This is a genomic window from Desulfurobacterium indicum, from assembly GCF_001968985.1.
GTDB classification, from domain to species: domain Bacteria; phylum Aquificota; class Aquificia; order Desulfurobacteriales; family Desulfurobacteriaceae; genus Desulfurobacterium_A; species Desulfurobacterium_A indicum.
Genome location: NZ_MOEN01000011.1, coordinates 1 through 11,254 on the forward strand (window position 1 = coordinate 1; position 11,254 = coordinate 11,254).

The following is an 11,254-nucleotide window of genomic DNA, read 5'->3' on the forward strand; positions in this document are numbered from 1 at the left end:
TATTTCCTCTAAGGTTACCTGCGATATTTTGCTTATGGTTGAGGGTGAGTATTTAAGTTCAAACACGCTTTCAAGAGCCTGGGCTACTGCTCTTGCACTCATACCAGAGGCAAACATCCCAAGTATTAAGTCTTCAAGATTGATATCTCTTCTTCTATAAGGTTCTATCAACTTTGTTCTGAATTTTCCCTCTCTATCTCTTGGAATTCTCAGATTTTCAAGCTTACCGATAACAGTATCTAAGTTTCTAACGTAAAAGCCGTTCTTTGTTCCTCCATGTTCTTTAAGAAACACTTCTCTTTCAGCCGTCATGATTGACTCTAAGGTTTGCTTTACCACTTCCTTAACTAGGTCTGGTAAAATCTTCTGTAGTTCCATTTTTGCCTCCTGGGGTTGGTATTTGTGGGGTGTTCCCCAGGAGGTTATCCCATTTCTCAAGCTTACACAAAATATCGTACACTACCGAATAGTTTGAAGAATTCCAATTATTTCATCGTAATTTTGGTTTTCAAATAGTCTTTTTAAACTTTCTGTTGAAGAAGCACTTCCTGTAAGGGTAAGCAATAATAGGTATGTTGCTATTATTTTCTTCATTAGATTCCCCAAGATGCTTTAATTAAAATGTAGCATAAGATAATCAGAATATCAAGTTGGTTTAATTAAATTTAGAACTCAAAACCGTAATCTTCGTCTCCCTCATCAAAGGTGAAATCTGGTGGGGGTGAAGGTTGTGATTCTTCCATTATGATGGGAGGTTCTTCTTCGGCAGATTCTTCTTCATTTTTAATTAATTCTGTTTCTTTCAGGTTTTCAAATCTTGTGAGGTCTTTTATAAAGGAAAGTGTTATCGTTCCTGTGGGGCCGTTTCTTTGTTTTGCTATTATGATTTCTGCTATGCCTCTTTCTTCCGGCGGGGGATCTTTTTTGTAAACTTCGGGCCTGTGAATGAACATTACGACATCCGCGTCCTGCTCTATGGATCCACTTTCCCTCAGATCTGCAAGTTGCGGTCTTTTGTCTGAACGATGTTCAACCTGACGAGAAAGCTGAGATAGGGCTATCACAGGAATATTTAGCTCTTTTGCCAGTCCTTTAAGGGAACGGGAAATTTCGGATACTTCCTGCTGTCTGTTTTCCGTTTTTCTTATTCCCCTCATAAGCTGGAGGTAGTCAATAATTATAAGGTCAAGCCCTTTTTCACTTTTAAGTCTCCTTGCTTTGGCGCGCATTTCCAGAACAGATATGCCTGGTGTATCGTCAATATAGATTGGTGCTTCTTTTACCGTATCGGCTGCTTCTATAAGTCTGTCAAGCTCTTGAGAAGAAAGGAATCCAGATCGAATTTTATGTAGAGGAACACCGGAAGCCTGTGCCAATAGCCTTGTTATTAATTGTTCTTTTGACATCTCAAGAGAGAAAATGGCTACGCTTTTGCCTCTCTCTATGGCAACGTTGTAGGCTATGGAAAGTGCAAAAGCAGTTTTACCCATGGAAGGTCTTGCGGCTATGATTATAAGGTCTGAATCTTGAAGTCCTGACGTTTTTGTGTCAAGGTCGGAAAAGCCTGTGGGAATACCTGTTACCATTTCCCTTTTTACCGCCAGCTTTTCTATCTCTTCTATTACCGACTGTATAATTTCAGAAACAGGTATTAAGCTGTTTGTTATTCTCTCTTCTGATAGGGCAAAAACCTTTTTCTCTATGTTATCTATGAGAATGTCCGGGTCTGGAGTCTCTTCTATCTTTTTAGGTATCTCTTCCGTGATTTCAAGGATTTTTCTTAGAAGTGCTTTGTCTTTTACTATTTTGCAGGCAGATTCAAACTTTTCATAGTTATCTAGAGCAAACTCTATCATGTAGGAGAGGTATTCTTCGCCGCCCACTTTCTCAAGAAGGCCTCTTTTTTCCAGTTCATCTTTGTAAGATATCTCGTTAAGTTGCTTTTCCGTATAACCTTCACCTAAAAGTATTTTGATAAATTTGAAAAACTCTTTATGCTCTTTTTTGAAGAAATCTTCAGGATTAAGAAGTTCTACCGCTCTAAATACAAAGGACGGCTGAATAATCACCGTTCCAAGAACTTTAAGTTCTGCCTCTATGTCAAAGGGTTTCATGGAATACCTCTTTTAAAATTTCAGTTGTGAAATTTAAGTCCTTTTTCGGCAAACTCAACGGCTTTAAAAATAGCTTTTGCCTTATTGAGTGTTTCTTTTACTTCAAGTTCAGGTTTGGAATCGGCAACTATGCCGGCGCCTGCTTGAACGTAAACTTTATCTTTCCTGACGACAGCTGTTCTTATGGCTATTGCAGTATCCATATTTCCATCGAAAGAGAAATATCCTACCGCACCTGCATAAACGCCTCTTTTGGAAGGTTCCATCTCTTCTATAATTTCCATTGCACGAACCTTTGGGGCGCCTGATACTGTTCCTGCCGGAAAGCACGCTTTCAAAACGTCAAACGCATCAAAGCCTTTTTTAAGCTTTCCTACAACATTTGAAACAATGTGCATAACGTGGGAGTATCTCTCTATGATCATAAGGTCTGTTACTTTTACCGTTCCATTTTTGGCTACTCTACCTACGTCGTTCCTTGCAAGGTCAACAAGCATTATGTGTTCTGCTTTTTCTTTTTCATCTGAAAGTAGTTCTCTTTCCATTGCAAGGTCTTCTTCTTCGGTTTTTCCTCTTCTTCTCGTTCCAGCGATGGGTCTTGTTTCGATCTTTCCGTCGGTTAGTCTTATCAGTACTTCAGGAGATGCACCGACAATCTGAAAGTCATTGTAATCAAGTAGATACATGTAAGGTGATGGATTGATAAATCTCAACGCCCTGTAAAGTGTAACGGCGTCACTTTTAAATGGTTTTTCAAAACGTCTTGACAGAACAACCTGAATAATATCTCCTGCTTTTATGTATTCTTTTGCCTTTTTAACAGCTCCTGCAAATTCGCCGTCTGAAAAGTTTACCTTCCAGTTTCGGGTTACTTTTGCTCCTGTGGCTTCCCTATCTGCCGGAATACTTTCTGTCAGCTGTTTTTCTATTTCATTGATGGATGCTATGGTTTCTTCATAGATTTCTTCTATCGGAGAGTAGTCCCTTTCTATTATGTAACCTATTATTTTCATTGTTTTTGAAACGTTATCAAAAATTATTAAATTTCTTGGTATTGAAAAGACCATATCGTATAACATGGAATCTTCTTTATTCTTTTTCGAAAAGGAGGTTACTCTCGGCTCAAAAAATTTTACGGTATCGTAACCTAAATATCCAAAAAATCCGCCCCACATTCTGGGCAAATTCTTGTCTCTGAAAGGCTTATATCTTTTGAACTCTTCCCTGAGAATTTCCAGGGGATCTGTTTTTATTTCTTTTACCTCTATTCTACCGTTGCGGTTTATTTCTACGAATCTTTCTTTGCTTTTAACAGTAACCAGATTCCCGATACCTATTATTGAATATCTTCCCCACTTTTCGCCGCCCTCGACACTTTCTAACAGTATGTTCGCTCCTATTGGTTTAAGTTTTACAAATGCCGAAAGAGGCGTTTCAAAATCTGCCACTATTTCTCTATATATTGGTATAAGGTTGAATCCTTTTGAGACCAAGCTTTTTACATCTTCCAGTTTCATCTGCGTTCTCCATGGTTAGTTGTAAAATAGAATTATACCTTTTGGTAATGTTAAATCGGGATTACACATGGTTTATGTATAATTAAACTCTGAAATTCTAAACTTTTATTCTTTCAGGGGTTGACGTAATGAAAGATACCATTTTGAAGGCTGCAGATAAGATTTTTTCTACTTATGGTTATCATGAAGCCAAAGTTGCCATGATCGCCCACGAGGCGGGCGTTGCCGTAGGCACTATATACAGATTTTTCAGCGGCAAAGACGAGCTTTACAGAGAAGTCGTCAGGATGAAGCTGTTTGAGATGGAAAAAAGGATAGTCAGTGCTATTTCTGATAAACCGCCGCTTGATGCTTTGAGGGCTTATATTCATGAGGCTTTTAAATTTTTTGAAGAAAATAAAGATTTCTTTAAATTTTTTTTACGTGATGTAGGAACTTTTTCCGTTGCAGATCTTGAAAAATTTGGTTTATCTTTCTGGTATGATAATTTTATAAATAAACTTACTAAAATGATAGAAAAAGGGAAAAAGGAGGGTATTTTCAAAGATTTTGACAGTAAGATTGTTATGCTTTTTCTTTCCGGAGCCGTAAAAAATCTGGTTTATTCAGAGGCTAAGGGACGAATTAAGCAAAATATAAATTCTATAGAAGAGACTATCTTCAAAATTGTAACAGAAGGCATTAAAAGATAATTGTTGAAAGAAATTTGCAATCACTTTCTAATTTCTATAAATTAATATTAGACTAACTTTCAGGAGGAAAATTATGAAAAAGTTTTTTGTTGCTACGGCTGTTATTCTTGCTGCTCTTACTCCGTTGGCTTTTGCCGGTAAAGGTTCAAAGGGCGGTTCTTCCAGGAATGGTGGTGGGAAGAGCATAATGATTCAGAATCATGGTGAAGAGCATCAAATAAGGCAGAGAACGAGAGCAGGAAACTGCACAGGTATGGATAATGCCACTATGAATGGAACGATGAATGGGACAATGAATGGAACAATGAAGAGAATGAAATCCGGTCAGTAATCTTAATTTTAAGTTTTGCATGAGAAGGGGCGGAATTTCCGCCCCTTTTTTTATTTTCCTTCTTCTATAGCATATAATACATCTAACACTTTACAGGGTGGTTGTCATGATAAGCTCTACTAACATTAAAGTTAAAATTCAAAAGATGTTAAAACCTCTTGCGGAAGCTTTTGATACTGTGGGAGTTACTCCGGACATTTTAACGCTTATGGGTTTTTCTCTTTCCCTGATCAGTGCGCTTTTGATATACAGGAGAATGTTTGCAATTGCCGGTTTTGTTTTTCTGTTTGCCGGCGCCTGCGATATGCTGGACGGTATACTGGCACGGGTAAAAGGAAGGGTTACAAAAGCAGGAGCTTTTATGGATTCTTTTTTTGATAGGTATGCTGACTTTTTTCCTCTTGCTGCGTTTGTTGTCCTTGCCGTTGAAGGAAAAGATACAACAATGGCGGTTCTTGGACTTTTATCCATTATGGGTTCATTTGCTACAAGTTATGCCAAGGCAAGAGCTGAATCCCTTGGAGTAGAGTGTAAAGTTGGTTTGATTGAAAGGCCTGAAAGATTTTTTATCATTCTTTTTGCCCTTTTTACAGGATTTGTTGATTCTATGCTACTTTTTTTAGCTCTTTTTTCAAACTTTACTGCTTTTCAAAGATTTTTCTATACTATTAAAATTCTCAAGAGAGAATCTTAAAGTTGAAAAGGCGTTTTTTTTATTTCGTATGTCTGATTATTTTTCTGCTGCTATTTGGCATGGTTTTTTCGTTTGAAACCTCAAGGAAAATGGATGTTTCTTTTTCTGTTAGAAAAGGTGAATCTACCTATGCTGTTATTGATAGATTAGCAAAAGAGCATGTAATAAAGGAACCGTTCATCTCAAAGATTTATGCAAGATTTAATAATGTAAAGGTAAAAGCCGGTAAATATATATTGAATGGTACGTATTCTGATGAAGATATTTTGAAAATTCTTTCCAGAGGGCAGGTTCACTATGTAAAGTTTGTTATTCCGGAAGGTTATGATCTTTTTGATGTTGCCGGTGTTCTTGATTCCCATTTTCCAAATTGCAATAAAGAGCGGTTTTTACGGCTTGCTTTCAATTCTACATTTGTCCGTTTTATGGGTATTAATTCAACATCACTAGAAGGTTTCCTTTTCCCGGATACATATCTTGTCGATAGAGAAGCTACATGCAGCGAGATTGTATCTGGAATGGTTTCCAATTTTAACAGGAAGGTTAACCCTCTTTTTAAAACTTATAACCCACCTGCTCTTGTTAAAAGGGCCCTTGGTTCTGTTTCTGTTAAGAAATTGCTTACGGTTGCTTCCATTGTGGAAAAAGAGACATCTCTGGAACCTGAAAGACCGATCATTGCAGGTATTATTTATAAAAGACTTATAAGGAAGATGCCTCTTCAGTGTGATCCTACTGTTATATATGCATACAGGCTAAAAGGGATTTTTAAGAAAAGGTTGAATGGCAAAGATATAGAGAAAATAAAATCTCCGTTTAATACTTATTTAGTTAGAGGATTACCACCGACTCCTATATGCAATCCAGGGATAAAATCCATAAGAGCTGCTATGTATCCTGTAAATACTACATTTCTTTACTTTTTTGCCGTAAATGGTAAACATGTTTTTTCTAAAACTTACAAAGAACATTTGAGAAAGATGAGAAAGTATTACAATAGACATGTAAAATAGTCCCGGAGGAGATGTGAAGAAGAGGAAGTATGTTATAAGTGATTCGGGAGAAAAATATCCATTTTCTCGAGGTGTTTTGGTTAAATCTCTCATGAAACTGGGACTTTCAATAGATGATTCTTATAAAGTTGCTGACAGAATCGCCAGGACATTTAAAGATGAAATTACTCTTAAAGAACTTTCAAAGAGAGTGTACAAAGAGCTTAAAGAATCTTACGGTAAGGAGATAGCAAGGAAATATAAGAACTATCTTAAAAATAAAGAAATACTGGTTGAAGAAGACAACTGCAGAGCTTCTGTTCCTTTTTCAAAAGGGATTTTGGCAAACTCCATAAGAAGTGCTGGCTTAGATACTGCTGAAGCCTTTCAAATAGCTAAGAGTGTTGAGAAGGTTTTAAGACTTTCGGGAAAGCAGAGTGTAAAGCGAAAGGAAATAAGATCTCTTGTCGAAAGAATTTTGACTGAAAGATACGGTAGGGATGTGGCAGCTCGGTATCTTGTATGGAGAAAATTAAAAAACCTTAAGAAACCAATAATTGTTTTGATATCTGGTGCTACCGGTGTGGGAAAATCAAAGCTTGCCGCCGAGCTTACGACAATTTTTGACATAAACAGAATGGTTTCTACCGATTCAGTCAGAGAAGTTATGCGGAAGATGATTTCAAAAGATCTTGTTCCTTCTATTCACGTTTCAAGTTATGAAGCTGGGAAAGTTATATATCGTTTTGGAGAGATGTCAAAAGAGGAAAAGATAGTTTACGGTTATCTTGATCAATCGGAAAAAGTTTTGACAGGTGTACAGGCAATTATAGACAGGGCGATAAAAGAGAATGTTAGTTTAATTGTTGAAGGTATTCACCTTATTCCCGGAGCTTTTAAAGAATCTCGTGAAATTGAAAAAGCTCATATTGTTCCCATTCTTCTCACAACTCTTGATGAGGATATCCATAAGAGCCGTTTCAAAACTAGAGAAAAGGTTTCTCAAAGAACCAGTAAAAAATATTTGAAAAACTTCAAATCCATAAGGCTTATTCAGAATTACCTCTATAAACTTGCGAAAGAAGAAGGAATCCCTATAATAGATAACATAGACTTTGATCAAGCAAGGCAAAAAGCCATAGAGGTTATAACAGACAGATTACTTAGAGAGGTAGAGATATCATGATATTTCTCTATGTTGGAATTGGAGGTTTCCTGGGAGCTATTTCAAGATTCCTGATTGCAGGTTTTGTTCAAAAGCTTACCGGTAGCACATTTCCTTTTGGTACTCTTACCGTTAATGTTCTTGGAAGCTTCATTATCGGTATTCTTGCCATGCTCTTTAAAGACATAATTGCTCCTGAGTGGAAAGGATTCTTTATCACTGGCTTTTTAGGAGCTTTAACTACATTTTCATCATTTAGTTATGAAACAGTTGCACTTATTCAAGATGGTATGCTTCTTCAAGGGATAATGAACATCGTTTTCAATGTATCTTTGTGTCTTACAGCAACAGTTACGGGTATGTATCTCTATACAAGATTCCTGAGAGTGGTATGAAAAAAGAGAGATTGGATAAGATCCTTGTCAATAGGAATCTTGTTAAAAGTAGAGAAAGGGCACGTGCCCTTATAATGGCTGGGAAAGTTTTGGTTAATGGTAGCATTGTTGATAAAGCAGGAACAAAGATTCCTGTTGATGCGAAGGTTGAACTGAAGGGAGAAGATATTCCTTACGTTTCGCGAGGCGGATTAAAGTTAGAAACTGCATTGAAGGCCTTTAACATAAATCCTGGAAATTGGATTTGTCTTGATGTTGGTGCTTCAACAGGAGGTTTTACAGATTGTCTTCTAAAGCACGGTGCGAGAAAGATTTATGCTGTTGATGTTGGCAGGGGGCAACTTGACTGGAAGTTGAGAAACGATGATAGAGTTATTTCCATAGAACAGTTTAATGCGCGTTATTTGACAGAGAAGGAAGTTCCTGAAAAGGTTGATCTGATAGTTATAGATGTGTCTTTTATATCCTTAACAAAAATATTACCTGTTGTTAAGAAATTTTTGAAGGATGGAGGCAGAATAATTGCTCTGATAAAACCGCAGTTTGAACTTTCAAAAAAGGAGGTAGATAAAGGTAAAGGGGTTATCCGATCACCTGAGCTTCACAGAAAAGCCATAGATAAGATTGCTGCTTTTGCGAAAAAAGAAGGGCTTTATCCTGTTGATATTGTTCTGTCTGAGCCAAGGGGTCCCAAGGGAAATAAAGAATTTCTGATTTTGTTGACAAAAGATTTGAAAGATGAGCTTTTGACCGGTGACAGGATTGAAAAGGAAATATTAAAGAGTTGAAATTTTATAAAAAAGTCACAAATTAGGGGCAAAATTTAATCATTAAGAGGCGGGTTATATCAAAAGCAACTTCCGCTTCTTTATTTTCAGGAGGAGTGATGGAAGAAAAAATTTTTGAAGCTTTACATAAATTGAATAAGCCTCTTAAGGCAAGAGAGATAGCTAAATTTTTGGGTATACCGCCTGAGGAGCGGGAAGCTTTAAGAGAGAAACTAAAAGAGATGGCCAGAAACGGAAAGCTTGTAAAACTCAAAGGTGCCAAATATGCCCTGCCGGAGAAGTTAAATCTTATTGTTGGAAAATTGTGTGCCTATAAAGAAGGGTTTGGTTTTGTTGATCCGCTTGAAGGCGGTAAAGGAGTTTTTGTTGCCGGTAGAAACATGGCAGGTGCTATGAACGGGGATATAGTTGCCGTTCAGGTTACGAAAGAAGGTAAAGATGGAAAGAGAGAAGGGAAGATTGTTTCCATAATTGATAGGGCAGTTAAAAAGGTTGTTGGTAGAGTGGAAAAATATAAAAAACACTGTTTCGTTGTGCCGGAAGACAGAAGAATTCGTTACGATGTAATTCTGACTTCGGAAGATTTTAAGAATGTTGAAGACGGGGATTATGTTGTTGCGGAGATAATCTCTTATCCTTCTGAAACAAGAGGGCCGGTAGGCAGGGTTGTGGAAAACCTTGGCAAAAGTGGTTCTAAACTGGACATAGAATTGATTATCAGGAAGTATGACCTTCCCGTAGAGTTTCCATCGGAAGTTCTTGAAGAGGCGGAAAAAGTACCTCAGGAAGTTTCCGAATCAGATTTAAAGGGAAGAGTTGATTTAAGAGAGCAGTTAACGTTTACGATAGATGGTGAAACGGCTAAAGATTTTGACGACGCGGTTGCAATAAAGAAGTTGCCTAACGGTAACTATAAACTTTTTGTTCATATTGCTGATGTTTCCAACTATGTAAAACCGGGAAGTGCCCTTGATAAAGAAGCTTACAATAGAGGAACAAGTGTCTATTTTCCGGATAGATGTATTCCTATGCTTCCTGAAAGACTCTCCAACGGTATCTGTTCACTTAATCCTGACGTTGATAGGTTAACCTTTACCTGTGAGATGGAAATAAATAAGCACGGGATAGTTATTGACTATAAAATTTACGAAAGCGTTATTCACAGTAAGGCAAGACTTACCTATGACATAGCTCAAAGGATAATAGACGGTGATGAAGAAGCTGTTAAGCAGTTTCCTCACGTTGTTGAATCTCTCAGGCACATGTATGAACTTGCTCAAATTCTTCACAGAAAGAGATATAAAAGAGGCAGTATAGATTTTGATCTTCCAGAACCGGTAGTTGTTCTTAATGCCGAAGGTGAGCCGGTAGATATATACAAGGCAGAAAGGCTCTGGTCTCACAGACTTATAGAAGAGTTTATGATAGTTGCTAATGAGACAGTCGCAGAGTTTATGTTCTGGGCAGATTATCCTTCTGTTTACAGGATTCACGAATCTCCCGACAGGGAAAAACTTGCGGAGTTTCTTAACTTTGTTAAGTCTTTAGGTATAAAAGTTCCAAACATTAAAAATGATATTCAGCCAAAACTTTTGCAGAAAATACTGGAGCAGGTTACCGGAAAGCCGGAAGAGAAGCTTGTTAACTATCTAATGTTGAGGACTATGGCGAGGGCAAAGTATTCTCCTGACAACATAGGACATTTCGGTCTGGCTTCTACCTGTTACACTCACTTTACATCTCCGATAAGACGTTACGCCGATCTTCAACTTCACCGCTTAATAAAAATGGCATTAAAAGGTAAATTTAACAGTGAAAACATACCTTTCTGGGAGGAAGAACTTGAAAAAATATGTAAACATATTACTGAAAGATCTATTAATGCTGATGAGGCAGAAAGAGATGTTATTCAGCTTAAGCAGCTTCAGTATGCTGCCGGCAGAATAGGAGAAGTTTTTGAAGCAATAGTTACAGGTGTTTCCGAACAGGGCCTTTTTGTGGAAACTGTTGATGAGCTGATTCCAGGTTTTGTTCACGTTTCTGCTCTTAAAAATGATTACTACATCTGCATCCCTAAACAGTATTGTTTGCTTGGAGAGAGGACAAAAACACTTTTCAGGATAGGTGATAGAGTTCTCGTGAGACTTGTGGCTGTAGATGTTGAAAATAGGAAAGCAGAGTTTGAAGTTGTTAAAAAGCTTCAACTGTCTCGCTGAGCTTGAAAAGTTCTCTCTTTTGCTATAAACTTTGACACTGCAAAATAGAAAGAAAGGAGGTGTTTTTAATGCCGAATATAAAATCTGCTAAGAAGCGTCTTCGTCAGAACATCAAAAGACGCGAAAGAAATAGAATATATGTGAGAAGACTCAAGACAGAATCAAAGAAGGTTCTTAAAGCTGTTGAAGAAAAGAATCTTGAGCTTGCTAAAGAGCAACTCAGGATTGCTATGAAGTATATTGAGAGGGCAGCTGCCAGAGGCGTTATTCATAAAAACGAAGCTTCAAGAAGAATGTCAAGAATTTCTAAAGCTGTTGCAGAACTTGAAAAAGAGCTTGCACAGGGCTAA

The 11,254-nt window shown here is 37.4% G+C and carries 13 protein-coding genes; 9 read left to right on the top strand and 4 right to left on the bottom strand.

Going from position 1 to position 11,254, the window contains the following annotated elements; translation table 11 throughout:
• The 4 genes from BLW93_RS03925 to trpE all read right to left on the bottom strand — a co-directional run.
• On the bottom strand, window positions 1-438 hold a 438-nt coding region (locus BLW93_RS03925), incomplete at its 3' end, for a transposase (protein ID WP_245791970.1).
• A gap of 21 nt (window positions 439-459) precedes the next feature.
• Window positions 460-594, bottom strand: coding sequence for a hypothetical protein (locus tag BLW93_RS09000; protein ID WP_281246666.1), 135 nt, complete (start codon window positions 592-594; stop codon window positions 460-462).
• 71 nt (window positions 595-665) lie between these two features.
• On the bottom strand, window positions 666-2,114 hold the full coding sequence (gene dnaB / locus BLW93_RS03930; RefSeq protein WP_076712808.1) for a replicative DNA helicase: 1,449 nt from the start codon (window positions 2,112-2,114) through the stop codon (window positions 666-668).
• A 20-nt stretch (window positions 2,115-2,134) separates the two neighbouring features.
• On the bottom strand, window positions 2,135-3,631 hold the full coding sequence (trpE, locus tag BLW93_RS03935) for an anthranilate synthase component I (RefSeq protein ID WP_076712809.1): 1,497 nt from the start codon (window positions 3,629-3,631) through the stop codon (window positions 2,135-2,137).
• Between the two features lie 128 nt (window positions 3,632-3,759).
• On the opposite strand from trpE, the gene BLW93_RS03940 reads away from it, so the two are divergent.
• The 9 genes from BLW93_RS03940 to rpsT all read left to right on the top strand — a co-directional run bounded on the left by BLW93_RS03940 (window position 3,760) and on the right by rpsT (window position 11,254).
• A complete protein-coding gene (locus BLW93_RS03940; protein WP_076712810.1) occupies window positions 3,760-4,323 on the top strand; it encodes a TetR/AcrR family transcriptional regulator in 564 nt (187 codons plus the stop codon).
• Window positions 4,324-4,396: 73 nt separating this feature from the next.
• Window positions 4,397-4,654 (top strand): hypothetical protein, encoded by a 258-nt coding sequence (locus BLW93_RS03945; RefSeq protein ID WP_076712811.1) that lies wholly within the window; start codon window positions 4,397-4,399, stop codon window positions 4,652-4,654.
• Window positions 4,655-4,760: 106 nt separating this feature from the next.
• The gene (locus tag BLW93_RS03950) at window positions 4,761-5,348 is read left to right on the top strand and encodes a CDP-alcohol phosphatidyltransferase family protein (RefSeq protein WP_076712812.1); all 588 of its coding nucleotides are present in this window, start codon (window positions 4,761-4,763) and stop codon (window positions 5,346-5,348) included.
• A gap of 2 nt (window positions 5,349-5,350) precedes the next feature.
• Window positions 5,351-6,361 (top strand): endolytic transglycosylase MltG, encoded by a 1,011-nt coding sequence (gene mltG / locus BLW93_RS03955; RefSeq protein ID WP_076712813.1) that lies wholly within the window; start codon window positions 5,351-5,353, stop codon window positions 6,359-6,361.
• Between the two features lie 13 nt (window positions 6,362-6,374).
• Window positions 6,375-7,526, top strand: coding sequence for an ATP cone domain-containing protein (locus BLW93_RS03960; RefSeq protein ID WP_076712814.1), 1,152 nt, complete (start codon window positions 6,375-6,377; stop codon window positions 7,524-7,526).
• Entirely contained in the window at window positions 7,523-7,900 is a 378-nt protein-coding gene (gene crcB, locus BLW93_RS03965; protein WP_076712815.1) for a fluoride efflux transporter CrcB, read from the top strand. Before BLW93_RS03960 ends, crcB begins: the two co-directional genes overlap by 4 nt.
• Complete coding sequence (locus BLW93_RS03970; protein WP_076712816.1) at window positions 7,897-8,688, top strand: TlyA family RNA methyltransferase; 792 nt, start codon at window positions 7,897-7,899, stop codon at window positions 8,686-8,688. Before crcB ends, BLW93_RS03970 begins: the two co-directional genes overlap by 4 nt.
• A 98-nt stretch (window positions 8,689-8,786) precedes the next feature.
• Entirely contained in the window at window positions 8,787-10,904 is a 2,118-nt protein-coding gene (gene rnr / locus BLW93_RS03975; protein ID WP_076712817.1) for a ribonuclease R, read from the top strand.
• A 68-nt stretch (window positions 10,905-10,972) separates the two neighbouring features.
• On the top strand, window positions 10,973-11,254 hold the full coding sequence (rpsT, locus tag BLW93_RS03980; protein WP_076712818.1) for a 30S ribosomal protein S20: 282 nt from the start codon (window positions 10,973-10,975) through the stop codon (window positions 11,252-11,254).